Origin of the sequence: Aeromonas sp. R4-3, assembly GCF_040908275.1 — a bacterium.
GTDB classification, from domain to species: domain Bacteria; phylum Pseudomonadota; class Gammaproteobacteria; order Enterobacterales; family Aeromonadaceae; genus Aeromonas; species Aeromonas rivipollensis.
Genome location: NZ_JBFODK010000022.1, coordinates 19,627 through 42,814, shown reverse-complemented (window position 1 = coordinate 42,814; position 23,188 = coordinate 19,627). Strand labels below are relative to the sequence as shown.

Genomic DNA, 23,188 nt, shown 5'->3' with positions numbered 1-23,188 from the left:
TGATCAGCAAGCTGCTCTCTGGAACAAAAAACTAATAAAAAACGGTTAACCAGCACATACATCAAACCAAGGACGGGATTTATGTCATTAGCTGTGGTTTATAGCCGTGCCAGCCTGGGAATAGCGGCGCCGCAAGTCACGGTGGAAGTCCATTTATCCAACGGGCTGCCCGCCTTCAACATGGTGGGCCTGCCGGAAACCTCGGTGAAGGAGTCGCGGGATCGGGTGCGCAGCGCCCTGCTCAACGGCAACTTCGAGTTCCCCTCCAAGCACATCACAGTCAATCTGGCCCCCGCCGATCTGCCCAAGGAGGGAGGCCGTTTCGATCTGGCCATCGCCATCGGCATTCTCGCCGCTTCCAAGCAGATACCGGCAACATACCTGCTCGATCATGAATTTTTGGGGGAGTTGGCCCTGACCGGCGAGATCCGCCCCGTGCTCGGGGTGCTGCCCGCCGTGCTCGCCTGCCGCGATGCGGGTCGTACCCTGCTGGTACCGCGAGAGAACGGCCCCGAGGCCTCCCTCATCCAGGATGCCGAGGTGCGCACCGCCCACCAGCTGCTGGCCGTCACCGCCTGGCTGGCGGGTCAGTACGAACTGCCGCTGCCGGAGCCCCAGACCACGCACACCCTGCCCGACGTGCCGGATCTGCAGGATGTGATCGGCCAGTCCCAGGCCAAGCGGGCGCTGGAGATCGCCGCCGCCGGCAGCCACAACCTGCTGTTCATAGGCCCGCCCGGCACCGGCAAGAGCATGCTGGCGAGCCGGTTGCCCGGCATACTGCCGCCGCTCAGCGAGCAGGAGGCGCAGCAGACCGCCGCCATCCACTCCATCGGCGGCCTCACCCCCCGCGCCGGCCACTGGCATCACAGGCCCTATCGCACGCCCCACCACAGCGCCTCGGCGGTGGCCCTGGTGGGAGGTGGCAGTCACCCTCGCCCCGGTGAAATTTCGTTGGCCCATAACGGCGTACTGTTTCTCGACGAGTTGCCTGAGTTCGAGCGCAAGGTGCTCGACTCCCTGCGCGAGCCGCTGGAGACGGGTCACATCACCATCAGCCGGGCCGCCCGCCAGGTGGATTTTCCCGCCCACTTCCAGCTGGTGGGCGCCATGAACCCCAGCCCCTGCGGCCACTATGGGGACGGCCAGACCCGCTCCAGCCCGGATCAGATACTGCGCTACCTCGGTAAGCTCTCAGGCCCCTTCCTCGACCGTTTCGATCTGACGGTGGAGGTGCCGCTGCTGCCCAAGGGGAGCCTGACTGGCAAGGCGGAGCGGGGAGAGTCAAGTCGGCAGATCCGCGACCGGGTGCTAAGGGCGCGCGAACGAATGCTCAGTCGCAACGGCAAGCTCAACAACCTGCTTGATAGCCGCGAGATAGAGGATATTTGCCGACTATCGCCACAAGATGCTGAGTTTTTGGAGAACGCTATCCAGAAGCTGGGGCTCAGCATCCGGGCCTGGCACCGCATTTTGCGGGTGTCGCGTACCATAGCGGATCTGGCGGGGCGCCCCGTCATCGAGAAGGAACATCTTATCGAGGCGCTCGGTTATCGCGCCATGGACAGGCTGCTGTCGCGACTACGCAGCGGCCAGTGAGGGCCAGGAGATCCCGGCGTCTGTGCGGTGCATCCATGGTCTAGCGCCGGATCGGCTGATATTATGGCCACAGATCTGACCACTTGGTTGCCACCCACAGACACGAAAACGGATCCGATTCATGCACAACAAGCTGATAGAGCGGCTGCGCGGCTGCCTCTCGACCCTGCTCTATTTCCTCAACACCCTCTTCTGGTTTGTCCCCATACTGCTGCTCGGCCTCATCAAGCTGCTGCTGCCGCTCAAGGGCTGGCGTACCCTCTGCAACGCCCTGCTGGACGGCTGTGCCAGCTGCTGGATAGGTTTCAACAATCTGATCCAGAAAACCATCATCAGAACCCCTTTCGAGGTGGTCGGAGTGGACAAAGGGCACCGGAATGAGTGGTATATGGTGGTTGCCAACCATCAATCCTGGGTCGACATACTGGTACTGCAGCGGATTTTTAATCAAAAAATTCCCTTCCTGAAGTTTTTCCTCAAGAAAGAACTGATTTGGGTACCTTTTCTCGGTCTGGCCTGGTGGGCGCTGGACTTCCCCTTCATGCGGCGATATTCACGCAGCTTGCTGGAAAAAAAGCCGCATCTGAAGGGAAAAGACATAGAAACGACGCGCCAGGCCTGTGCCAAGTTCCGCCACATTCCGGTGAGTGTGATGAACTTCGTAGAGGGCACCCGCTTCACCACCCACAAGCACGACAAACAGGGTGCCCCCTATCGCCACCTCCTGCACCCGAGGGCTGGCGGCATCGCCTTCACCCTGGCGGCCATGGGGGATCAACTACACAAGCTGGTGGATGTGACCATCGCCTATCCAGGCGGCATCCCAAGCTACTGGGACTTCATGTGCGGTCGGGTCAAGGAGATCAAGGTTCGGGTCCGCTTTCTGCCGATCGAACGCAATCTGGTGGGGGATTACTTCAATGACCCCGAGTTCCAACAAGAGTTTCAACAGTGGCTGAACGGGATCTGGCGCGAGAAAGACCAGACCCTGAACCAGCTGCTGGCGGACAAGACGCAGTAAACGACGCCCATGCTAAGCCTGCTCCCCGGCCCCCTGGTGCTGTTCATCAGCGCCGGCCTGACCATATTGTTCACCGCCCTGTGCGCCAGCCTGATCCTGCTGGTCTCCCTGGCGAAATTGCTGTTGCCGATTCCGGCCTTTGGCCGCGCCTGCAGCCGGCTCAACAATGGCTTCATGAGGCTGTGGCTGGGTTGCAACGCCCTGGTGATCCGCCTCACCACCCGCATCGACTGGCAGCTCGAGGATGACACCCGGCTGCGCAAAGATGGCTGGTACCTCATCATCAGCAACCACATGAGCTGGACCGACATAGTGGTGCTGGGCCACCTGTTCCGCGACAGGCTGCCGGTGCCCAAGTTCTTCATGAAGCACGAGCTCATCTACATACCGCTGCTGGGGCTCGCCTGCTGGGGGCTGGACATGCCCTTTATGCGTCGCTACTCACGGGAGTTTTTGCTGCGCAATCCGCACCTGAGGGGCAAGGATATCGAGACCACCCGCAACGCCTGCGAGAAGTTTCGCCACATCCCCACCACAGTCATCAACTTTGTGGAGGGGACCCGCTTCACCGAGGAAAAGCGAGAGGCGACCCGATCCCGCCACCGCCACCTGATGCCGCCCAAGGCGGCGGGGCTCGCCTTCACGCTGGCCGCCATGGGGGAGCAGTTCGACAGCCTGATCAACGTCACCATCCGCTACCCGGACAACAGCGAAACGCCGTTCAAGGACTTCCTGATGGGGCGGATGAAGCGCATTCAGGTGCGCATCGAGGAGCTGCCGGTGGATGAGGCGCTGGTGGGTGACTACTTCAACGACAAGCAGTTCAAGCGCGGTTTTCAGGCGTGGCTGAACCAGCGCTGGCAGGAGAAGGACGAGGTATTGGAAGGGTGGCAGCGAGCTCAGGAGCCCGCTGCGGTGGCCGCCAGGGAGAGTGCCAGAGCCAGCTCTGGCAACTGATCCTCGCTGAACACCTGAATGCCGTGACGGCGCAGCAGGGCCGTGGTCTTGCCCTCACCCGCCATGGAAACGCCTTCGAAGCGGCCGTTGTAGATGCGGCCACTGCCGCAGGAGGGACTCCCCTCCTTGAGCAGGGCAAAGCGAATGCCCTGCGCCAGGCAGAGCCCGAGCGCCAGCTCGGCGCCGCGATCGAACTCGGCCGTCACATCCAGCCCGCTCTCGGTTACCACAAGCTCACCCTGCCGCTCGGCGGGCGGGCGCGGGGTCGGCAGACCGCCCGCCACCTCGGGGCAGAACGCCAGCGCCCTCCCCTCGGCCCCCAGCGCATTCAGCCAGTCGCTGACTATCCCCTTGCTCTGACCGTCGTAGCGTACCGGCTGACCCAGCAGGCAGGCGCTGACCAGTACCCGGGGCGGCGCTTTATTCATGCTTCCGCTCCATGCATCACCTGATCGAACATCACGCAGCAGGGGCTCTCCAGCCGGTAGAGGATGGCGGGGCGCTGCTTGCCGGTGCGCTTGCGGCCGGTATCCACCAGGATGTCGGCACGATGGATCCGCTTGCGAAAGGCCGCCGTGTTCATGGGGGTCTGCAGGACTATCTCGAAGGCCCGCTGCACCTCGGAGAGGGTGAACTCGGCCCCCAGCAGTTGCAGCGGCAGTGTGCTGTAGCGGCTCTTGATGCGCAGCCGCTCCAGCCCCATGGCGACCAGCTGGCCGTGATCGAAGGCAAGGTCGAGACCTGGCAGGGCCGAGAGCGGGTGCCAATGCCCTCGCACGGCCTCCGCCTCCGGCTCCACCAGACACAGATAGACGAGGGTGGTGGACCAGCCACGGGGATCCCGTTCCAGATTGCCGAGGGTACAGACCTGCTCGCTGTAGCAATGACCCAGCCCCCACTCCCCCAGCAGACGATGACGGGCGGCATCCAGATCCCTATCCCGGGTCTCGTCGATGCGCAGGGCCGGCAACTGCCAGCAGTGGCTAAAGGGGGGGCGATCCCGGGTCTCGAGGAGCAGCTCGAGCCGCTCCTCGTTCAACCGCAGCACCACCATATCCAGACTCATTCTCGGCATCCTGGTCGACCTGCTCGCCTTCTAATAATGTTTGGTAGATAATATCACAAGAATATTATGTGCAGGAGCCACCCATGGGAACCATCGCCAGCCTGGATATAGATGCGCAGAAGGGCTTTACCCCCCTCTGCCCGAACGAGCTGCCCGTCGCGGGCGGGGCTGACATAGTGGCCGCTCTCAACGCGCAAGCCGCCCTCGCCAGCCTGCGAATCGGCAGCAAGGACGCCCACCCCGCGAACGCCGCCTGGGTGGTGACAACCCCCGCCGCCATGCTGCAACCGCTGGACCTGCCCAACGCCGATCTCACCTGGCCGACCCATTGCGTACCGGGCACCCCTGGCTTCGAGCTGCTCGATGGCCTGCCCGCCCCCATCGACTATGACTTCTTCGTCTGGAAGGGGGTCGAGCCGGATCTGCATCCCTATGGCGCCTGCTACCATGACCTGGCCGAGCGGCGCAGCACAGGGCTTATCGAATTCCTGCAAGCACGGAGCGTCGATACCGTGCTGGTCGGCGGCCTCGCCACCGACTACTGCGTCAAGACCAGCGTGCTGCAGCTGCGCCGTGCCGGTCTGCGAGTCATAGTGCACCTCGATGCCTGCCGTGGCATAGCGCCCGAGACGGTTGCCAGCGCCCACACCCAGATGATCGAGGCGGGTGCTGAACTGGCCCAGACCCTGATCGATGTACAACGCCTGCTGGACGCCTGATATGTCGCCGATCCTCACCCGCCAACTCGATACCGGCGCCTGCACCTTACCTATGCAGCAAGGGCACGTCATCGTGCTCACCCGTCTGCGAGGAGCCTGATATGCCCCCTATCCTCACCAGCCTGCTCGACACAGACGCCTACAAGCTGCATATGCAGCAGGCGGTGTTCCATCGCTACCCGGATGCCGAGGTGGTGGCCGAGTTTCACAGCCGCAACGAGGAAGATCTGCTGCCCATGATGGGCGAGATCGAGGAGCAACTGCGCCTCGCCGGCTCCCTGCGCCTGACCGGCTCCGAACTCGATTTCCTGGCCGAGCGCCCCTTCTTCACCGCCGATTACCTCGATCACCTGCGCCGCAAGCCGCTGGATGCCTCCCTGCTCAAGGTGTTCGAGCAGGATGGCCGCATCAATGTGCGGGTCGAGGGACCCTGGCAGGACGTGATCCTGTGGGAGATCCCTGTGCTCGCCATCATCAGCGAGATGCGCAACCGCTTCCGCTATCCCCAGTTCGGGGTGAGCCATGCCCTGGCGCGGCTGGACCAGAAGATCGACAAGCTGGAGCGGGAACTCAGCCCCGAGGAGATGCAGGATTTCAACCTCATCGACTTCGGCACCCGCCGCCGCTTCTCCCATGCCGTGCAGGATGCCGTGGTGGGCCGCCTCAAGGAGCGCCTGCCGGCATTTCGGGGCACCAGCAACTACCAGCTGGCCCAGAAGTACCGACTGCCGGCAGTGGGCACCCAGGCCCACGAGTGGTTCCAGGCTCACCAGCAGCTCGGCTTCCCGCTGGAACACAGCCAGCGCGCGGCCCTCATCAGCTGGCTTGACGAGTTCACCAACCACCTGGGCATAGCCCTGACCGACTGCATCACCATGGATGCCTTCCTGCGCGACTTCGATTTCGAGCTGGCCAGCCGCTATCAGGGACTGCGCCACGACTCCGGTGACCCCGTGGTCTGGGGCGAGAAGGCCATCAGCCACTACCAGCGGCTCGGCATAGATCCCAAAAACAAGACGCTGGTCTTCTCCGACGGCCTCAACCTCGACAAGGCCGTCGAGCTATTCCGCCACTTCCGTGGCCGCATCAACACCAGCTTCGGCATCGGCACCAAGCTCACCTGCGATCTGCCCGGCGTCAGCCCGATGAACATCGTCTTCAAGCTGATGGAGTGCAACGGCGGCCCGGTCGCCAAGATCTCCGACAGCCCGGGCAAGACCCTGTGCCGGGACGCGGACTTCATCCGCAACCTCAAGCAGGCCTTCCACGTCGGGGTGTGACACGCCTTTTTGAGGGGCCATCTTGCGCAGAGCGCCGCAGGCCCCCTACCATGACCCTCTTGCAAGGTCCGACTGGTGTCGGGCCTTTCTCTTGCCCGAACGACAGACCACAAGGAACTGCCCATGACCTCTAAATGGATATTTGCCCTCACCACCCTGCTGGCCAGCCTGGGCGCCACCGCCGCCGAGCCGTTGCGGGTATCCGCCATCCCGGACGAGGCCCCCACCGAGCTGCAGCGCAAGTTTGCCCCGCTGGGTGACTACCTGGCCGAGCAGACAGGCCGCGAGGTGGTGTTCGTGCCGGTCAACGATTACGCCGCCGTGGTCGAGGCGCTGGCCGCCGGCAAGCTCGACATGGCCTGGCTCGGGGGCTTCACCTATGTGCAGGCCCATCGCCGGGCCGACAAGGTGGTACCGCTGGTCCAGCGCCAGGAAGATGCCCAGTTCACCTCCAAGTTCATCGCCAACGCCGACAGCGGCATCAAGACCCTGGCGGACACCAGAGGCAAGGACTTCGCCTTCGGCTCCCCCTCCTCCACCTCTGGCCACCTGATGCCGCGCCACTTCCTGGCCGAGCAGGGCATCAATCCGGAGCGTGACTTCGCCCATGTCGCCTTCTCCGGCGCCCACGACGCCACCGTCGCCTGGGTCGCCTCCGGCAAGGTGCCGGCCGGTGCGCTCAACGCCTCCGTGTGGGACAAGCTGGTGGAAGAGGGCAAGGTCGATACCGCCAAGGTCAAGGTGATCTGGACCACTCCGACCTACTTTGACTACAACTGGACGGTGCGCGGCGACCTGGACCCGGCGTTGCAGGAGAAGATCAAGCAGGCCTTCCTCAAGCTGGATCCCGCCGTCCCGGCCCAGGCCGAGATCCTCAAGCTGCAGCGAGCCAGCCGCTTCATCGAGACCAAGCCAGAGAACTATCAGGGCATCGAAGCGGCCGCAACCCAGGCCGGTCTGCTGAAGTGATCACCGTCGCCTTGACAGGGGAAGGACTGCGGCTCGGCCAGAGCCGCATCCTGCACCCGTTCAGCCTGCGGCTGGAGGCGGGTGAGTGCGTCGCCATCATAGGGCCAAGCGGCGCGGGCAAGACCAGCCTGCTGCGGCTGATCGGCACAGAGCTGCGCGGGGATCTGGCACTCGCCCTCTGGGGGGAAGATCCCTGGGCCCTCTCCACCCGGGCCCGCCAGCGGCTGCGCAGCCGGATCGGCATGGTCTGGCAGCAGCCTCCGCTGCCAGCCTCCCAGCCTGTGGTGACCGCCGTGCTGGCCGGCAGACTCGGCCAGTGGCCCCTCGCTCGCGCCCTGCTCTCGCTGCTGCGACCCTGCGATCCGCAAGGTGCACGGGCCGAACTGGCCCGCCTCGGCCTCGCCGACAAGTGGCAGCAGCGCTGTGGCGAGCTCTCCGGTGGCCAGCTGCAGCGGGTCGGCATCGCCCGGGTGCTCTATCAGCAGCCGGATCTGATGCTGGCCGATGAGCCTGTCTCCGCCCTCGATCCCGTGCTCGCCCGCAGCAGCCTGGATGCCCTGCTGGCCCAGGCCCGCGCCCGGGGCAGCACGCTCATCGCCAACCTGCATGCGGTCGAGCTGGCCCTCGAGCGCTTCCCCCGCATCATAGGCCTGCGCGAGGGACGGGTGCAGTTCGACTGCCCCGCCCAGGCGGTCACCCCGGCCATGCTGAGCGCGCTCTACGCCGGCGACGACGAGGTCGATGTGTGCCTGGGCTGACGGATCGCTGGCGCCATCCCCTGCCCTGGCTGCTGGCGCTGATCGGCTTCAGCCTGTGGCAGCATGCCGAGGGCTGGCTCGGTCTGTTCGACGGCCAGAGCTGGCGGCAGATGGGCAACTTCCTCGCCACCAGCTGGCCACCCCGGCTGGATGCTGACTTCCTCGCCCTGACCCTGAGCGCTGCCCTGGAGAGCCTGGCTGTCGCCACACTTGGGCTGGCCGGTGCCCTGGTGCTCGGCGTTCCGTTCGCCCTGCTCGGCTCCCGTGCCCTGTCGCTGGCCGAGCTGGGGCCGGTTCCCAGCCCGCTGCGCGGCGCCTTGCGGGCCCTCAGCCGACTCATCGCCATCCTGCTGCGCAGCCTGCCCGAGCTCATCTGGGCGCTGCTGTTCGTGCGCCTGTCCGGGCTCGGGCCCCTGGCCGCCATCCTGGCCATCGCCGTCAGCTACGGCGGCATGTTGGCCAAGGTCTACAACGAGATCATGGAGAGCGGCGCCCTGCAACCGGCCCGCGCCCTGCTGCTCAGTGGCAGCGGCCGCCTGCAGGCGCTCTGGTATGGCGTGCTGCCTGCGGTGCGCCAGGAGTTGCTCTCCTACACCATCTATCGCTGGGAGTGCGCCCTGCGCGCCTCCGTCATCATGGGCTTCGTCGGCGCCGGCGGGCTCGGCCAGCAGCTCGAACTCTCCCTGCGCATGTTTGCCGGTGGCGAGGTGGTCACCCTGCTGCTGGCCTTTATCCTGCTGGTGACCCTGGCGGATGGCCTCAGCGCCTGGCTGCGCCACAGCCGCTCCCCCGGCCTGCAACTGCTGGCCTGCCTGGGGCTGGCCGGCGCCATGGCGTTCCACCAGCTCGACTGGCGCATGCTGAGCTTCTCCTTCGGCGGGCTTGGGCAGTTTGTCGGCGAGTTTCTGCAACCGGACTGGTCGGCGCCCTTCCTGCTGACGGTGGCCACCGGCCTGCTTGATACGGTACAGATGGCGCTGCTGAGTACACTGCTGAGCGCCCTGCTGGCGCTGCCGCTGGCCAGCCTCGCCCGGCACTGCTGGCCGCTGCGACTGCTGTTCAACCTGCTGCGCTCCGTGCCCGAGCTCATCTTCGCCAGTCTGCTGGTGATCGCGGTCGGGCTGGGGCCGGTGGCGGGCATACTGGCGCTCACTCTGCATACCACGGGCGTGCTGGCGCGGCTGTTCGTGGAGACGCTGGAGAATGCGGATCAGGCCCCCCGCCTCGCCCTGCAGCTGAGCGGCGCCGGTCGCATCGCCAGCTTCTGGTACGGCCTGTTCCCGCTGGTGTCACGCCAGTGGCTGGCCTACAGCCTCTATCGCGGCGAGATGAACCTGCGCGCCGCCACCATACTCGGGGTGGTGGGCGCCGGCGGGCTGGGGCAGCAGCTCTATGTGTCCCTCAGCCTGTTCCGTTACGATCAGGCGGCCACCCTGATCCTGGCCATCTTGCTGCTGGTCTGGCTGGCGGAGGCCATCAGCCGCCGCACCCGGTTGCCGCGGCCAGCGCCCTCCCAGCGGGACTGCCAGATCTGAATCTGGCTCGATCCGTCCGCCTTGCCCGGCGAGACGGCAGGCTCTGACGAGGGTAAAAACAAAAAGCCCGCCGGTTTGCACCGGCGGGCTTTTTATCGACTCGGGAGAGGTCAGTCTTTCTTGGACAGCAGGAATTTCACCAGCTGGTTGAACTGCTCCTGGGAGGTGATGGATTCAATCTTCACCAGGTACTTGCCATTGACCAGGAAGGCCGGCACACCGCGAATGTTGTAGCTCTCGGTGTTGCGATCAAACTGGGAGACCATGCCGGAGACGGCGAAGCTGTCGACGGCACCGTCAAACTCCTCGGCCGGCACGCCGTTGTCCACGAAGATCTGCTTCACGTCGGCACGGCTCTGCGGCACCTGACGCTGGGTGTGGATCTTGTCGAAGATGACCGGGGTCAGCTTGCCTTCGACGTTCAGCAGGTTGGCGACGGCATAGGCGCGTTGCATCTCCGGACCCATCTCACGGCCCAGGAAGGCCACCGGGTTCTTCTTCATCGGCACGCCTTCCGGCAGGCTCTTCTTCAGATCTTCGGCGATCGGCTCGAACTTGGCGCAGTGCGGGCAGAAATAGGAGAAGAACTCCAGCACTTCAGGTTGGGCGCTGCCGGTCTGGGTGACCACGTCATAGTTGACGCCTTCCTTGAATTCCGGGGCGGCGTGAACCATGGGGATCATCAGCATGGCAGCGAGGAAAAATAGTACTTTTTTCATGACGTTTCCTGTTAAGGGATCACTGTGAGGCACGCCCGGCGAACCGAAGCAGTCCAAGCCTATTGCGTCACCTTCCCGCCGTCAATGGCAAAGGCGGGTGGGCGAGCCCCTGGCCGCAGCATCCAGGGCCAGCTTGCCGGGGCTTGTCCGGCCAGCATCAGCGACCCGGAGCGCTTCCAGCTGGTCGTGCCCAGGGTATCGCGATTCGCCTGCCTTACCAGTTCGGCATCAGCGTCAGGGGCGGCGCCTTGAGCGCTTCCAGCTGGTCGTGCAGGGTCGCTATCTGCTGGCGCCAGTAGTGATCCGTATTGAACCAGGGGAAGTGACGGGGGAAGGCGGGATCCTCCCAGCGCCGGGCCAGCCAGGCCATGTAGTGGACTATGCGCATGGCTCGCAGCGGTTCGATCAGCGCCAGCTCCCGCGGGTCGAACTCCATGAACTCCTCGTAGCCGGCCAGCAGGGTGTCGAGCTGGATCTGCTGCTCGTGGCGCTCGCCACTCAGCATCATCCAGAGATCCTGGATGGCGGGGCCGGTGCGGCAGTCGTCGAGATCGACGAACAGGGGGCCGTCACGCCACAGTATGTTGCCGGGGTGGCAATCCCCGTGCAGGGAGATCCGGGCCACGTCCAGGGTCATGGCGTCGCAGACATGCCGGATCAGCTCGTCGAGCACCCCGAAGAACTGCTTGGCCAGGCCGCTCGGCACCCACTCTCCGGCCGCCAGCAACTGACGCGGCTCGTGCAGCATGCTCTCCACGTCCAGCTGGACGCGATGGTGGAAGGAGTGACTGGCCCCGACACTGTGGATGCGGCCGAGATAGCGCCCCACCCACTCCAGCTGATCCAGGTTGTCCACCTCGAACTGGCGACCACCGACGCTCTGCCAGATGGCGAAGGGGTAGCCCTGATACTCCAGCAGGGTCTCGCCGGCAAAGGCGATGGGGGCGGCGACCGGGATCTCCGTCTCACGCAGGCGAGCGGCAAACTCGTGCTCCTCGAGGATCTGGGCCCGGCTCCAGCGACCGGGGCGGTAGAACTTCACCACGTAACGGCGACGCTCCTCATCCTGAAACTGGTAGACCCGGTTTTCATAGCTGTTGAGCTCGATGAGGCCGGAGTCGATGCGCAGGCCGCTGAGATCGATCGCATCCATGATGAGGTCGGGATTGAGGTCGGAATAGTTGAAACGCATGTCATCCACCATGAGAAAGGGGCGCTGTTGCGCCCCATTCTATCCGAGATAGCCGATCAATGCCGCCCATGATCCCGATCCGGGACATTCCACGGACGCCCGTGGCACGCCGGATCAGCCGTCCGGGACGGCCCCTCAGAGCCGGCTGATAAACTTGCTGGGCTGGCGCAGGGTGCCCTTGCTGTCGTCCGGTGCGGCCCCTTCCCGTTTGAGCACGAACTGGACATCCAGGGTCGGCCGCTTCAGGTTGAAGGGATCCACCGCCAGGCTCACCGGCAGGGTGAAAATTTCCCCTGGTTTGAGAGTCACTTCCCGCGGGCCGAACCACTGGTGCTCCGGCAACCCTTCCACATCCAGTTGATAGGTCTGGGATTGCAGGGTCTTGTTGAGGATCTTCAGGGTATAGGTGTTCTCGATGAGCCCCTCGCTATTCTCCCGGAACAGCTGGTTGCGATCCCGCAGTATGTCGAGCCCCATGGGCATGATGGACATGGCGTTGTAGACGAAGACCCCCAGCATGATGACCATCACCAGGCCATAGCCGAGCAGCTTGGGCCTGGCCACATGGGTCTGGTTGTGGGCCAGCTTGTGCTCTGTGGTGTAGCTGATCAGCCCCTTCGGATAGCCCATCCGATCCATGGTCTGATCGCAGGCATCGACGCAGGCGCCGCAGTTGATGCACTCGTACTGCAGGCCGTCGCGGATGTCGATACCGGTCGGGCAGACCTGCACGCAGAGATCGCAGTCGATGCAGTCCCCCAGCCCCAGCGCCTTAGGATCGGCCTTGCGGCCACGGGCGCCACGGGTCTCGCCGCGCTTGCTGTCGTAGCCGACTATGTAGGTGTCCTTGTCGAACATGGCGGACTGGAAGCGGGCATAGGGGCACATGTGGATGCACATGATGGCGCGCATCCAGCCGGCGTTGCCGTAGGTGCAGGCGGCGAAGAAGAGCACCCAGAAGATCACCCAGCCGCTCGCCTGCAGGGTGAAGAAGTCAGGCACCAGCTGGAACACATCCTGGAAGTAGGCGACGAAGGTGAGGCCGGTGCCCAGAGACAGCAGGAGCCAGGCCAGGTGCTTGGCGCCCTTGCGGGCCAGCTTCTCGCCACTCCAGGGGGCAGCATCCAGCTTGCGGCGCTTGTTGGCGGCGCCTTCCAGCTTCTCTTCGAACCAGATGAACATGAAGGTCCACACAGTCTGGGGGCAGAGATAGCCGCACCAGACCCGGCCGAGGAAGGTGGTGACGAAGAAGAGGGCGAAGGCGGCGATCATGAAGACCCAGGCCAGCAGGGTCAGATCCTGCGGCCAGATGGTGGCGCCGAAGATGTGGAACTGCTGATGCTCCAGATCGAACAGTACCGCCTGGCGGCCGTCGTAGCGCAGCAGGGGCAAGGTGACGAAGAGGGCGACGAAGAACCAGCCCATGACCTTGCGCACCCGCTGCCAGTAGCCGGTCTGGGACCTGACGTAGATGCGGTTGCCGGGATTGAACCTGTCATCGCCCGCCTTGAACGTGTGGGGATTGAAGGTCCCGGTGACGTTCTTGTCGGTCACATCCTTGATATCGATCTTGTCCTGGTCGGCCATTGCAGCACATAGCTCCACTCATATTGTTATGAAGGCGATTATATCTTAAACAGCCTGCTAATTGTGTGGGTTAAATGTATCTATAGTTCGAGTGCCGTCGCAATTTCAGGCAACAAAAAAGGCCCATAGCCAGTTGACTATGGGCCTTTTTAGAGATTCTCTTGAAACCTTCCTCTTCCGGCAACCCGGCGGTCGGGTTACTTGATGCCGCGGGCCTTGAGCAGGGCTTCCTTGAAGTCAGGAACATGGTCCTTGGCCAGGCCCGGGATCATCGCCTGCTTGTCGGATTCGCGCATCTTGAGGTGGTAGATCAGCATGTCGTCGGTCAGCTCGGACAGGGCGCCCTCATAGCCGGCCTCTGCCGCCAGTTTGGCGATGAATTGCACCAGGCTGAGATCCTGCTCCTTGATCCAGGCGGGCTGCAGCAGCTCCAGCAGCTCTTCGATACGATGACATTGCATAGACGACCTCTTTAATCTGTCAGGTGAAACTCAGGCAACCTTACCCATCAAGGCTACTTCGATACGATCACGGCCATTATGCTTGGCCTGATAGAGGGCCGCATCCGCTTTTTGGATAAGCTCGGCGATGGAGTTGTGCTGATCCGGCACCAGGGTCGCCACCCCGAAGCTGCAGCTGACCCGGCCGGATACCCGGGACTTGTGGTGGGGAATGCCCAGAGTTCGCAGGGCAGTTTGCACCTGCTCGGCGATCTGCATGGCCCCCTGCAAGGTGGTGCAGGGCAGCAGCAGGGCGAACTCCTCCCCGCCGTAACGGGCGGCCAGATCGTCCTCCCGCCGCAGCACCTCGGCCAGCAGGCTCGCCACCTGCTGCAGGCACTGGTCCCCCAGCTGATGGCCATAGTGATCGTTGAACTGCTTGAAGTAGTCCACATCCACCAGCACCAGGGAGAGGGGCGCCCTGGCCCGATGGCAGCGGCGCCAGGCTCGCGCCAGGGTGTCGTCGAGGTGAGCCCGGTTGGCGATACCGGTCAGGCCGTCCAGGCGGGAGGTGAGCTTGAGATGCTCGGACACCGCCTTGAGTTCCGCCACCAGATCGGCGTTGGAGAAACTGTGGTAGAGAGAGGCCACCTGATCCCGGCGCAACCGGCGCAGCAGGGTCGGCAGAAAGACGAACAGGTAACCCGCCAGCATGCAGGAGACGATCCGCTCCTGCTCGTTGCCGTCGCTGAGCTCGAACAGCATGGCGAATCCGAGCGGCAGCACGGCCCCGTAGAGGGTGCGGCGACTGCCGAACAGCATGATGGCGCTGCCGGTGAGGATCAGGCTGGTGAGCATCATCATGGCGGCGCGGTAGGTGTCCGGCAGTCTGTCCATGTAGAGCAGCACGCCGAGCGCCCAGATGATGGAGGTGATGGTCACCCCGATGAAGAGCTCCCGCTCCAGCACCGGCAGCGGGAGCTCCGTCAACCTGGGCTGACGCCAGCGCAGGTGCCACCAGCGTCCCGGCAACAGCAGGAAGACCAGGCCAAGCCAGCCGAGGGCCTCCCTGGCGGGCAGGTAGTCGTGGAACAGCAGGCTCCAGCTGATCGCCAGCAGTGCCAGACAAGGCAGGCTGAAGGAGGCGTGGGTATAGAGCTGGACCATGATGGCCCGCCGCACCTGGTGATTCACACTCTGGGTCAACTGGGTACTCCCTGTACAAGAGCCGCACAGTTTAACACTCCCTTTTCCTGCTCAACAATCAATCGCCCGCTATTAAGCAGCCACTCAGCCCCCAATCCGCCGTGCACCGCGCAGCACAGGCGGGATCCCGGGCCGCCCCGGCCTGCCCGCTCTCGTCGTGCCACGCCGGCAGGATCCCGTGCAGCTCCAGCCTACCCGGGCTACCTCAGCCCTTCTCGAGTTCGTCGAGGATGGGACATTGGGGATTCGCGTCCCCGTGGCAGCACCCCACCACCTCCTCCAGGGAGCTGAGCATGGCTTGCAGACCGGCGATCCGGGCCCGCAGATCGACGATCTTCTCCTGCGCCAGCTTCTTCACCTGGGCGCTGGTCCTGTGCTCGTCCCGATAGAGCGCCAGCAGCTCCTGACACTCCTCCAGGTTGAAGCCGGTCTCCCGCGCCCGCTTGACGAAACGCAGCTCCCGCAGGGCGCCGTCTGTGTAGCTGCGATAGCCGTTGTCACTGCGCACCGGTGCCGAGATGAGGCCGATGCTCTCGTAGTAGCGAATGGTCTTGGCGGACAGCCCAGTGGCCTTGGCAACCTTGCTGATGTTCATGGATGGCTCCTTTTCGATTCAGATTGGCGCTGGCTGCCCGCCCTGGGCTGCCAACGTTTCAGTAACAGGGAATTGCTCAATACCGTGATGCTGCTCAGGGCCATGGCCGCCCCCGCCAGCTCGGGGCTGAGATAGCCCAGCGCCGCCAGCGGAATGCCGATGATGTTGAACACGAAGGCCCAGAACAGGTTCTGCTGTATGGTGCGCCAGGTGGCCGCCGAGATGTCGATGGCATCGGCCACCAGCCGCGGATCAGATCGCATGAGGGTGATGGAGGCGGTCTCCATGGCCACATCCGAGCCTGAGCCCATGGCGATGCCGACATCCGCCGCCGCCAGCGCCGGGGCGTCGTTCACCCCGTCCCCCACCATGGCCACCAACCCGCGGGTTTGCGCCCGCAGCGCCTCCACTTTCTCCACCTTGCCGGCGGGCAGCACTGAGTCAAAGGCGCCGTCCAGCCCCAGTTTGGCGGCGATATGGGCCACCGGCGCCGGGGCATCACCGCTCACCAGCCAGCTGGCGATGCCGCGCTGGCGCAGTATGGCGATGGCCTCGGGGCTCTCTGGGCGCAGGGTATCGGCCAGGGCGGCGATCGCCACCGCCACGCCGTCGATGACGACCCAGACCCGGGTCGCGCCGTCGGCGGGCGCTTCATCCTGTTGTGGCGGCTCAATGCCGAGCTGAGCCAGCAGGGAGGCGTTGCCGATGGCCACTCTGTGCCCCGCCACTTGACCGAGAATACCGGCACCGACCCGCACCTCCACGGCTTCGGGCTGGGGCAGCACGACCTCTTTGCCGACCGCCTCGCGCATCGCCAGCGCCAGCGGGTGCTCGCTCGCCTGTTGCAGGGCGGCAGCGAGGCGCAGTTGCTCGTCGGTGCCGCTCCAGCTTGCCAGCACGGGTTTGCCCTGGGTGAGGGTGCCTGTCTTGTCGAAGATGAGCGCCTTGATGGCGTGGGCCTTCTGCAGGGTATCCACGTCCTTGATCAGAATGCCGTGGCGAGCCGCCACCCCGGTGCCGGTGACGATGGCGGCCGGGGTCGCCAGCCCCAGGGCGCAGGGGCAGGCGATCACCAGCACGGCAACAGCGGCCAGCAGCGCCTGGCCGAAGTCGTTGCTTGCGGCATACCAGGCCAGCAGGGTGAACAGGGCTATGGCCATGACCACGGGCACGAAGATGGCGGAGACCCTGTCCACCAGCTGTTGCAGCGGCGCCTTACCCATCTGGGCACGCTCCACCAGGGCGATGATCTTGCTGAGGCTGGAGTCTTCCCCGACCGTGGTGGCCTCTATCTCCAGCACGCCGGAGCGGTTGATGGCGCCGCCCAGCACGGCATCCCCCAGTGCGCGCGGCACCGGCAGGCTCTCGCCGGTAAGAATGGATTCATCCAGCTCGCTCTCACCACTCAGGATCTTGCCGTCCACCGGCACCCGCTCCCCCACCAGCACCCGCAGCCTGTCGCCACGCAGCACCTCGTCGATGGCGACACTCTGCCAGGCTTCGCCACGCCAGACGGTGGCGGTGTCCGGCCGCAACGCCATCAGCTCGCGAATGGCGGACTGGGTACTGCGGCGGGCCCTCGCCTCCAGCAGTTTCCCGAGTGAAATCAGGGTAATGATGATGGCGCTCGCCTCGAAATAGAGCTTGCCGCTGGCGGCCACGCCTAAGGTCAGCAGCAGATAGAGGCTGTAGAAGTAGGCGGCACTGGTGCCTGTCACCACCAGCACATCCATGTTGGCGGCGCGGTTCTTGAGGGCAAGCCAGGCACCGCGATAGAAGCGGGCCCCGATCCAGAACTGCACCGGAGTGGCGAGCACCAGCTCCAGCCAGGCGGGCAGATGCCAGGGCAGCAAGCCGGCCATGGCGACCATGCCCACCAGCAGCGGCAGGGTGAGCAGGGCCGAGATCACCACCTGAGTCAGCGCCTGGCGGGTGGCGGCGGCTTCCTGTTCCTCACGGGCCAGCAGTTGCTGACGGCGCTGGCTGATGGAGCCTTGCGCCAGCTGGGCACCGAAGCCAAGCGCTTCTATATGGGTGCGCAGGGAAGCCGGGGTCTGGGTGCCGGGCACCAGCAGGATGCGGGCCTGCTCGAGGGAGAAATTGACCTCGGCCGAGATGACGCCAGGCAAGGCAGCCAGCATCTTGTTCAGCCGAGCCGAACAACCGGCACAGGTCATGCCGCTGATTTGAAACGACACGGTTTCACTGCCATAGCCGTAACCCTGCGCCGCTATGCTGTCCAGCACCGCAGGCAAGCGCACCGGATCGCTCAACTCGATGGCCGCCTGCTCCAGCGCGAAGTTGACGCTGGCCGTCACGCCGTCGAGCTGGTTGAGGGCGGCGGTGATGCGGCTGGCGCAGTTGGCGCAGCTCATGCCACTGACGGGAAGTTGAATATGCATGGTCATGACAATCCTCCTCGGATAGACCAGCAAACCTTAACCTTTACTGTAAGGGCAAGCTCAAGGGAGCGCACCGACTTTTTGTGCAAATAAAAAACGGCGCCTGTTGGCGCCGTTGATGCGTTCGGCAGCATGCCGATCTGCCCTATTCTCCCCTCTCGGGAGAAGAGCCGGGGATGAGGGAACCTAGTCGTCAGATGCCGTACTGGGCGCGGTAGGCCTTCATGGCCGCCAGTTGCTCGGCCAGCGCGGGCTGCTCTGCCTGCTTCTCTTCCAGATACTTGATCAGGTCGCTCATCTGGATGATGGCGATGATGTGGGCGCCGTAGTCACGCTCCACTTCCTGGATGGCGGAGAGCTCGCCCTTGCCCTTCTCCTGACGATCCAGGGCGATCAGCACCCCGGCCAGGGAGGCGCCGTTGGCCTGGATCAGATCCATGGATTCGCGGATGGCGGTCCCGGCGGTGATGACATCGTCCACCAGCATGATGCGCCCCTTGAGCGGGCTGCCCACCAGATTGCCGCCTTCGCCGTGATCCTTGGCCTCCTTGCGGTTGAAGCACCAGGGCACATCCACGTCGTGCTGCTCCACCAGCTGCACCGCGGTGGCGGAGGCGATGGGGATCCCCTTGTAGGCCGGGCCAAACAGCACATCGAATTCGATGCCGGCATCCATCAGGGCGGCGGCGTAGAAGCGGCCGAGGCGGGCCAGATCGCGGCCGCTGTTGAACAGGCCGGCGTTGAAGAAGTAGGGGCTCTTGCGGCCGGATTTCAGGGTGAACTCACCGAATTTGAGAACCTGTTTCTCCAGGGCGAACTCGATAAATTGACGCTGGTAGGCTTTCATTCTGGCTCCTTGCTTGGCTTGTCGTTTACTGGTGTGGGGGTATAAAAAAACGCGGTCAATGCCGCGTTTTTCAAATCAGAAATTCAGGAGAGCGCCTGCTTCTGCAGCGCTATGATGTCGTCGATGCCGCCCTTGGCCAGCGCCAGCATCGCCAGCAGCTCCTCGTGGGTGAAGGGTTCGGCCTCGGCGGTGCCCTGCACCTCTATGATGCGACCGTCTTCGGTCATCACCACGTTCATGTCGGTCTCGGCGGCGGAATCTTCCACGTACTCCAGATCGCAGATGGCTTCGCCCTGATACATGCCGACGGAGACCGCCGCGATCATCTGCTTGAGCGGGCTCTGCTTGAGCATGCCTTTCTCGACCATCCAGTTCAGCGCATCCACCAGGGCCACGCAGGCGCCTGTGATGGCGGCGGTGCGGGTGCCACCGTCGGCCTGCAGCACGTCACAGTCCACAGTGATGGAGTGCTCGCCGAGCGCGGTCAAATCCACGGCGGCACGCAGGGAGCGGGCGATCAGTCGGGAGATCTCCAGGGTGCGACCGCTCTGCTTGCCGGCGGCCGCCTCGCGGTTCATGCGCGAATGGGTGGAGCGCGGCAGCATGCCGTACTCGGCGGTGACCCAGCCCTGACCCTTGCCTTTCAGGAAGCGCGGCACGCTGGTGTCGACGCTGGCGGTGCACAGCACGCGGGTGTGGCCGAACTCCACCAGCACAGATCCTTCCGCATGCTTGGTGAAGTTGCGGGTGATGGTAACCGGGCGCACTTGCGCGGCACTGCGATCGCTGGGACGGGACATGGGACTGACCTCTGGGCTGGCTGAATTGGCGCAGGAGTATAAGCCATTGCTACTCAAATATCAGCCGCTAAAACCACGGCATCGGCTGACGGGGCAAGCCTGGCTGAGTATACTGGCCGCACACTTCATCAAGCCCGGAACAATCAATGATTCACAGCATGACCGCCTACGCCCGCAAGGAATTCAAGGGCGACTGGGGCACAGCCGTTTGGGAAATTCGTTCGGTCAACCAGCGCTATCTGGAAACCTACATCCGCCTGCCGGAGCAGCTGCGCAGCCTGGAGCCGGTCCTGCGTGAGCGTTTCCGTGCCAAGCTGCAGCGCGGCAAGGTGGAGTGCAACCTGAGGTTCGAGGCAGCCCAAGCCGCCGCCAGCCAGCTGCACATCAATGAGGAGCTGGCCAAGCTCATCATCGACAGCGCCAACTGGGTAATGAAAGAAGCGGGCCAGGGCCAGCTCAACCCGGTGGACGTGCTGCGCTGGCCGGGTGTCATGGCCGCCGCCGAGCAGGACATGGACGCGGTCGCCACCGAGCTGCTCGGCGGTTTCGATCTGACCATGGAAGACTTCCTCGCCTCCCGCGCCAGCGAAGGGGCTAACCTCAAGGCGCTGATCCAGCAACGTCTGGACGGCATCCAGGTGGAAGTGAAGAAGGTGCGCGTCCACCTGCCGCAAATCATCGAGTGGCAGCGCCAGAAGCTCACCGACCGCCTGGCCGAGGCCAAGGTGGAACTGGATCCTGCACGCATCGAACAGGAAATCGTGCTGCTGGCCCAGAAGATCGACGTGGCCGAAGAGCTGGATCGCCTGGAGATGCACATCAGCGAAACCATCAAGATCATGAAGAAGGGTGGCGCCTGCGGCCGTCGTCTCGACTTCATGATGCAGGAGTTCAACCGCGAGTCGAACACGCTCGGCTCCAAGTCCATCAACGCCGAAGTGACCCAGTCCGCCGTCGAACTGAAGGTCCTCATCGAGCAGATGCGCGAGCAAATTCAAAACATCGAGTGACCCCCTCATCGATGCACCAGCCCCCGCCACGCGGGGGCTTTTTTATGCTCGTCTCCCACGGCGATCAGCCGCCTGACTGATGGCAGCCCCGGACAAAGGGAGCCCGACATGCGCCATCACGCAAAGAGGGTCTGCCATGCAGACCCTCTCCTTCTTTTCGATTCATCCCCCGCCCGTGCAGGCTAGACCGGTGACTTCAGCCTGCGGCTGCGCAGCAGCAGGGGGAGCTGGTAGAGCACCAGAGCGCCCAGCACCAGGCCGACGCCAGTCAGCTTGGCCGCGCCCAGCGGCTCGTCATAGAAGAAGGTGCTCAGGATCAGGGTCCAGACGGGTTCCAGCAGCATCAGCAGGGCGGCATGGGCCGTGGTCATCTGGCTCAGGGCGTGGGTGAGCAGCCAGTAGCGCAATGTGGTGGCGATCAGGACGCTGGCGGCAAACCAGCCCCAGACACCAGAGCTGATGTCGGCGGGCCACTGCTCGGTCAGCAGGGAGAGCAGGGTGCCGATCAGGCCGGTCACCGCCAGCTGGATGCAGGTGAGCCAGGTAGGGGGAATGGACTGGGCGAAGTGGCGGTGCACCGCGAGCTGAACCCCCAGGGTGGCGGCCGCCGCCAGAAACCAGAACAGGGAGAGCGACACGCCCCACTGGGTGCTGCTGGAGAGCAGCAGCAGGCCGGCCACGGCGATGGGCAGGGTGAGCCAGTAGTGGCGGCCGGGTCTGGCCTTGAAGGCGGCCCAGGCGGCGAGCGGCGCCATCAGGGTGGCCACGCTCATGATGAAGGCGCCGCTGCCCAGCGCATCGCTCTGGCTGATGGCGGTGACCCAGAACAACAGGCTGGCCCCGAGCAGGGTGCCGCACCCGGCGGCACGCAGCAGTTGCGAACGGCTGGGGGGCGATTCGCGCAGCCAGGCGAGTGGCAACAGCAGCAGGGCGGCCAGCAGGAAGCGGCTGCCGATAAAGGCGGCGGTGGGCAGCTCGCGAATAGCCTCTTTCGAGAAGAGCCAGCCGGCGGCGGCCAGCAGGGTGACCAGTATCATCAACAGCAGGGGAGCGCGGTTCATCGGGGCATCACAGGGTCAGGGCAAAGGGCAGAGCATAAAGGAAAGCAGGCCGGATTGCCTGCGGCGTTTTGCCCCTGCCTTGGGATCAGGCGGGTCTATAGGCGGGTGCAGGATAAGGCACGGGGTGGCCACCAGGGCCACCCGCGCTAGTCGTTTTCCAGTGCGGCGAGGCAGTGGGACAGGGTGCGCGCCAGCGCCCCCTGGTTGCGCAGCACCACGGCACGGGCCTGCTCCCCCATCTGGCGGCGGGCGCCCGCATCGCCGAGCAAGGCGTTCACCTTATCGCCCAGGGCATCGGCATCCGCCACCACGGCGGCGCCCCCCTGAGCCACCAGCTGGCGGGTGATGTCGCTGAAGTTGAAGTAGGCGGGGCCGGTCAGGCAGGGTTTGCCGAGCGCCGCCGGCTCCAGCAGGTTGTGGCCACCAATCTTCACCAGACTGCCGCCGACGAAGGCCAGATCGGCCGCCGCCAGCATCAGCGGCAGCTCACCCATGGTATCGCCGAGATAGACCTTGTCCGTCTCGCTCACCGGCTTGCCCTGACCCTGGCAGTGAGAGCGCAGCACGCAGCCGTAGGGGGCACACAACTCGGCCACCTTAGCAAAACGCTCGGGATGGCGCGGCACCAGGATCAGCAGGGCAGACGGATGTGCCTTGAGCACCCGATCGAAGGCGGCCAGCACCTGCTCGTCTTCCCCCTGATGGGTGCTGGCGGCGATCCAGACCGGCCGCTCCTGTCCAAGCTGCTGGCGCAGGGCGCGGCCCCGGGCCTGCACCTCGTCGCCAAACTGGATGTCGAACTTGATGGAGCCGGTCACCGCCAGCCGCTCACGGCCAATTCCGAGACGATGGAAGCGATCCGCGTCGTCCTGGTGCTGGCACAGCAGGTGAGTCAGCGGGCGGCTGAGGGCATCGAAGGCGCCCTGGAAACGGGCATAGCGCTGGCAGGATCGCTCGGATAGGCGGGCATTGAGGATGGTCACCGGCAAGTTGCGTGCCTCGCAGGCCGCCAGCCAGTTCGGCCATAGCTCTGTCTCCATCACCCAGAGGGCGCGGGGCTTGAAGGTGGCCAGAAACGCCGAGACGGCCCAGGGGTAGTCCAGGGGCGCATAGCGATGCACCACCAGATCCCCGAGCTTGGCCGCCTGCTCGGCGCCGGTGCGGGTGGTGGTGGTGAGCAGTATGGGCAAGGAGGGCTGCTCCGCCTTGAGGGCGCGGATGAAGGGGCTGATGGCCAGCGTCTCCCCCACGCTCACCGCATGGATCCAGAGCGGCGCCTCCTGCCCTGTGGCAGGCGTCCGCCCCAGGTGCTCGGCCCAGCGCTTGCCGAAGCCGGGCTTGCCTTTTTTGGGCTTGTAGAGCGCCAGCAGCGCCAGCGGCAGGCCCAGGTGGATCAGCAGGTTGTAGAGCAACCGATAGATCATG

22 protein-coding genes are annotated in these 23,188 nt (G+C 64.6%); 9 read left to right on the top strand and 13 right to left on the bottom strand.

Going from position 1 to position 23,188, the window contains the following annotated elements:
* The first annotated feature begins 81 nt into the window (after positions 1 to 81).
* The 3 genes from AB5Y91_RS05510 (at position 82) to AB5Y91_RS05500 (ending at position 3,577) form a co-directional block, all read left to right on the top strand.
* Positions 82 to 1,599: a YifB family Mg chelatase-like AAA ATPase gene (locus tag AB5Y91_RS05510; RefSeq protein WP_368169252.1), complete on the top strand. Its 1,518-nt coding sequence runs from the start codon at positions 82 to 84 to the stop codon at positions 1,597 to 1,599.
* A gap of 121 nt (positions 1,600 to 1,720) precedes the next feature.
* A complete protein-coding gene (locus tag AB5Y91_RS05505) occupies positions 1,721 to 2,620 on the top strand; it encodes an acyltransferase (RefSeq protein WP_368169251.1) in 900 nt (299 codons plus the stop codon).
* 9 nt (positions 2,621 to 2,629) lie between these two features.
* A complete protein-coding gene (locus AB5Y91_RS05500; RefSeq protein WP_262112495.1) occupies positions 2,630 to 3,577 on the top strand; it encodes an acyltransferase in 948 nt (315 codons plus the stop codon).
* Here AB5Y91_RS05500 and AB5Y91_RS05495 read toward each other — a convergent pair.
* Together AB5Y91_RS05495 and AB5Y91_RS05490 are read right to left on the bottom strand one after the other, a co-directional pair.
* The gene (locus AB5Y91_RS05495) at positions 3,520 to 4,005 is read right to left on the bottom strand and encodes a DUF523 domain-containing protein (RefSeq protein WP_111910829.1); all 486 of its coding nucleotides are present in this window, start codon (positions 4,003 to 4,005) and stop codon (positions 3,520 to 3,522) included. The genes AB5Y91_RS05500 and AB5Y91_RS05495 overlap by 58 nt on opposite strands.
* The gene (locus AB5Y91_RS05490; protein ID WP_111910828.1) at positions 4,002 to 4,652 is read right to left on the bottom strand and encodes a DNA mismatch repair protein MutT; all 651 of its coding nucleotides are present in this window, start codon (positions 4,650 to 4,652) and stop codon (positions 4,002 to 4,004) included. Before AB5Y91_RS05490 ends, AB5Y91_RS05495 begins: the two co-directional genes overlap by 4 nt.
* A 74-nt stretch (positions 4,653 to 4,726) precedes the next feature.
* Here AB5Y91_RS05490 and AB5Y91_RS05485 point away from each other — a divergent pair, with 74 nt between their 5' ends.
* The 5 genes from AB5Y91_RS05485 to phnE all read left to right on the top strand — a co-directional run bounded on the left by AB5Y91_RS05485 (position 4,727) and on the right by phnE (position 9,904).
* Complete coding sequence (locus AB5Y91_RS05485) at positions 4,727 to 5,362, top strand: nicotinamidase (protein WP_106885463.1); 636 nt, start codon at positions 4,727 to 4,729, stop codon at positions 5,360 to 5,362.
* Positions 5,363 to 5,463: 101 nt separating this feature from the next.
* Positions 5,464 to 6,642 carry a nicotinate phosphoribosyltransferase gene (gene pncB, locus AB5Y91_RS05480; RefSeq protein WP_368169250.1) on the top strand — a complete coding sequence of 393 codons (1,179 nt, stop codon included), beginning with the start codon at positions 5,464 to 5,466 and terminating at the stop codon, positions 6,640 to 6,642.
* A 123-nt stretch (positions 6,643 to 6,765) separates the two neighbouring features.
* Positions 6,766 to 7,611, top strand: coding sequence for a putative selenate ABC transporter substrate-binding protein (locus AB5Y91_RS05475; protein ID WP_168236053.1), 846 nt, complete (start codon positions 6,766 to 6,768; stop codon positions 7,609 to 7,611).
* The gene (locus tag AB5Y91_RS05470) at positions 7,608 to 8,369 is read left to right on the top strand and encodes an ATP-binding cassette domain-containing protein (RefSeq protein ID WP_326490049.1); all 762 of its coding nucleotides are present in this window, start codon (positions 7,608 to 7,610) and stop codon (positions 8,367 to 8,369) included. The genes AB5Y91_RS05475 and AB5Y91_RS05470 overlap by 4 nt, the downstream gene beginning before the upstream one ends.
* Entirely contained in the window at positions 8,357 to 9,904 is a 1,548-nt protein-coding gene (gene phnE, locus AB5Y91_RS05465; protein ID WP_262112487.1) for a phosphonate ABC transporter, permease protein PhnE, read from the top strand. The genes AB5Y91_RS05470 and phnE overlap by 13 nt, the downstream gene beginning before the upstream one ends.
* Positions 9,905 to 10,014: 110 nt before the next feature.
* Here phnE and AB5Y91_RS05460 read toward each other — a convergent pair whose 3' ends face one another.
* The 9 genes from AB5Y91_RS05460 to rph all read right to left on the bottom strand — a co-directional run bounded on the left by AB5Y91_RS05460 (position 10,015) and on the right by rph (position 19,692).
* Positions 10,015 to 10,623, bottom strand: a complete 609-nt coding sequence (locus AB5Y91_RS05460; protein ID WP_368169249.1) for a thiol:disulfide interchange protein DsbA/DsbL — start codon at positions 10,621 to 10,623, stop codon at positions 10,015 to 10,017.
* Positions 10,624 to 10,837: 214 nt separating this feature from the next.
* A complete protein-coding gene (locus AB5Y91_RS05455) occupies positions 10,838 to 11,827 on the bottom strand; it encodes a serine/threonine protein kinase (RefSeq protein ID WP_111910825.1) in 990 nt (329 codons plus the stop codon).
* 123 nt (positions 11,828 to 11,950) lie between these two features.
* On the bottom strand, positions 11,951 to 13,402 hold the full coding sequence (ccoG, locus tag AB5Y91_RS05450) for a cytochrome c oxidase accessory protein CcoG (protein WP_163157545.1): 1,452 nt from the start codon (positions 13,400 to 13,402) through the stop codon (positions 11,951 to 11,953).
* A gap of 197 nt (positions 13,403 to 13,599) precedes the next feature.
* A complete protein-coding gene (locus AB5Y91_RS05445) occupies positions 13,600 to 13,863 on the bottom strand; it encodes a YihD family protein (protein WP_025328759.1) in 264 nt (87 codons plus the stop codon).
* Between the two features lie 30 nt (positions 13,864 to 13,893).
* Positions 13,894 to 15,048 carry a diguanylate cyclase gene (locus AB5Y91_RS05440; protein WP_368169248.1) on the bottom strand — a complete coding sequence of 385 codons (1,155 nt, stop codon included), beginning with the start codon at positions 15,046 to 15,048 and terminating at the stop codon, positions 13,894 to 13,896.
* 205 nt (positions 15,049 to 15,253) lie between these two features.
* The gene (cueR, locus tag AB5Y91_RS05435) at positions 15,254 to 15,643 is read right to left on the bottom strand and encodes a Cu(I)-responsive transcriptional regulator (RefSeq protein WP_005323722.1); all 390 of its coding nucleotides are present in this window, start codon (positions 15,641 to 15,643) and stop codon (positions 15,254 to 15,256) included.
* On the bottom strand, positions 15,640 to 18,051 hold the full coding sequence (locus tag AB5Y91_RS05430; protein ID WP_368169247.1) for a heavy metal translocating P-type ATPase: 2,412 nt from the start codon (positions 18,049 to 18,051) through the stop codon (positions 15,640 to 15,642). Before AB5Y91_RS05430 ends, cueR begins: the two co-directional genes overlap by 4 nt.
* Positions 18,052 to 18,238: 187 nt before the next feature.
* Positions 18,239 to 18,892: an orotate phosphoribosyltransferase gene (gene pyrE / locus AB5Y91_RS05425; protein WP_111910822.1), complete on the bottom strand. Its 654-nt coding sequence runs from the start codon at positions 18,890 to 18,892 to the stop codon at positions 18,239 to 18,241.
* A gap of 83 nt (positions 18,893 to 18,975) precedes the next feature.
* The gene (rph, locus tag AB5Y91_RS05420) at positions 18,976 to 19,692 is read right to left on the bottom strand and encodes a ribonuclease PH (RefSeq protein WP_025328763.1); all 717 of its coding nucleotides are present in this window, start codon (positions 19,690 to 19,692) and stop codon (positions 18,976 to 18,978) included.
* Between the two features lie 146 nt (positions 19,693 to 19,838).
* On the opposite strand from rph, the gene AB5Y91_RS05415 reads away from it, so the two are divergent.
* On the top strand, positions 19,839 to 20,702 hold the full coding sequence (locus AB5Y91_RS05415) for a YicC/YloC family endoribonuclease (protein ID WP_163157541.1): 864 nt from the start codon (positions 19,839 to 19,841) through the stop codon (positions 20,700 to 20,702).
* A gap of 182 nt (positions 20,703 to 20,884) precedes the next feature.
* Here AB5Y91_RS05415 and AB5Y91_RS05410 read toward each other — a convergent pair whose 3' ends face one another.
* Positions 20,885 to 21,763, bottom strand: coding sequence for a DMT family transporter (locus AB5Y91_RS05410; RefSeq protein ID WP_368169246.1), 879 nt, complete (start codon positions 21,761 to 21,763; stop codon positions 20,885 to 20,887).
* Positions 21,764 to 21,909: 146 nt separating this feature from the next.
* Positions 21,910 to 23,187, bottom strand: a complete 1,278-nt coding sequence (gene waaA, locus AB5Y91_RS05405) for a lipid IV(A) 3-deoxy-D-manno-octulosonic acid transferase (protein WP_368169245.1) — start codon at positions 23,185 to 23,187, stop codon at positions 21,910 to 21,912.
* Position 23,188: the final 1 nt, after the last annotated feature.

Excerpts from the sequence above, each read along its gene's own strand:
- pyrE (WP_111910822.1), bottom strand. The coding sequence starts at position 18,892 with ATGAAAGCCTACCAGCGTCAATTTATCGAGTTCGCCCTGGAGAAACAG.
- AB5Y91_RS05505 (WP_368169251.1), top strand. The coding sequence starts at position 1,721 with ATGCACAACAAGCTGATAGAGCGGCTGCGCGGCTGCCTCTCGACCCTG.
- cueR (WP_005323722.1), bottom strand. The coding sequence starts at position 15,643 with ATGAACATCAGCAAGGTTGCCAAGGCCACTGGGCTGTCCGCCAAGACC.
- AB5Y91_RS05475 (WP_168236053.1), top strand. The coding sequence starts at position 6,766 with ATGACCTCTAAATGGATATTTGCCCTCACCACCCTGCTGGCCAGCCTG.
- AB5Y91_RS05415 (WP_163157541.1), top strand. The coding sequence starts at position 19,839 with ATGATTCACAGCATGACCGCCTACGCCCGCAAGGAATTCAAGGGCGAC.
- AB5Y91_RS05410 (WP_368169246.1), bottom strand. The coding sequence starts at position 21,763 with ATGAACCGCGCTCCCCTGCTGTTGATGATACTGGTCACCCTGCTGGCC.
- pncB (WP_368169250.1), top strand. The coding sequence starts at position 5,464 with ATGCCCCCTATCCTCACCAGCCTGCTCGACACAGACGCCTACAAGCTG.
- AB5Y91_RS05455 (WP_111910825.1), bottom strand. The coding sequence starts at position 11,827 with ATGGTGGATGACATGCGTTTCAACTATTCCGACCTCAATCCCGACCTC.
- rph (WP_025328763.1), bottom strand. The coding sequence starts at position 19,692 with ATGTCCCGTCCCAGCGATCGCAGTGCCGCGCAAGTGCGCCCGGTTACC.
- waaA (WP_368169245.1), bottom strand. The coding sequence starts at position 23,187 with ATGATCTATCGGTTGCTCTACAACCTGCTGATCCACCTGGGCCTGCCG.
- AB5Y91_RS05485 (WP_106885463.1), top strand. The coding sequence starts at position 4,727 with ATGGGAACCATCGCCAGCCTGGATATAGATGCGCAGAAGGGCTTTACC.
- AB5Y91_RS05445 (WP_025328759.1), bottom strand. The coding sequence starts at position 13,863 with ATGCAATGTCATCGTATCGAAGAGCTGCTGGAGCTGCTGCAGCCCGCC.
- AB5Y91_RS05460 (WP_368169249.1), bottom strand. The coding sequence starts at position 10,623 with ATGAAAAAAGTACTATTTTTCCTCGCTGCCATGCTGATGATCCCCATG.
- AB5Y91_RS05500 (WP_262112495.1), top strand. The coding sequence starts at position 2,630 with ATGCTAAGCCTGCTCCCCGGCCCCCTGGTGCTGTTCATCAGCGCCGGC.
- AB5Y91_RS05430 (WP_368169247.1), bottom strand. The coding sequence starts at position 18,051 with ATGACCATGCATATTCAACTTCCCGTCAGTGGCATGAGCTGCGCCAAC.
- AB5Y91_RS05510 (WP_368169252.1), top strand. The coding sequence starts at position 82 with ATGTCATTAGCTGTGGTTTATAGCCGTGCCAGCCTGGGAATAGCGGCG.
- AB5Y91_RS05495 (WP_111910829.1), bottom strand. The coding sequence starts at position 4,005 with ATGAATAAAGCGCCGCCCCGGGTACTGGTCAGCGCCTGCCTGCTGGGT.
- ccoG (WP_163157545.1), bottom strand. The coding sequence starts at position 13,402 with ATGGCCGACCAGGACAAGATCGATATCAAGGATGTGACCGACAAGAAC.
- AB5Y91_RS05490 (WP_111910828.1), bottom strand. The coding sequence starts at position 4,652 with ATGCCGAGAATGAGTCTGGATATGGTGGTGCTGCGGTTGAACGAGGAG.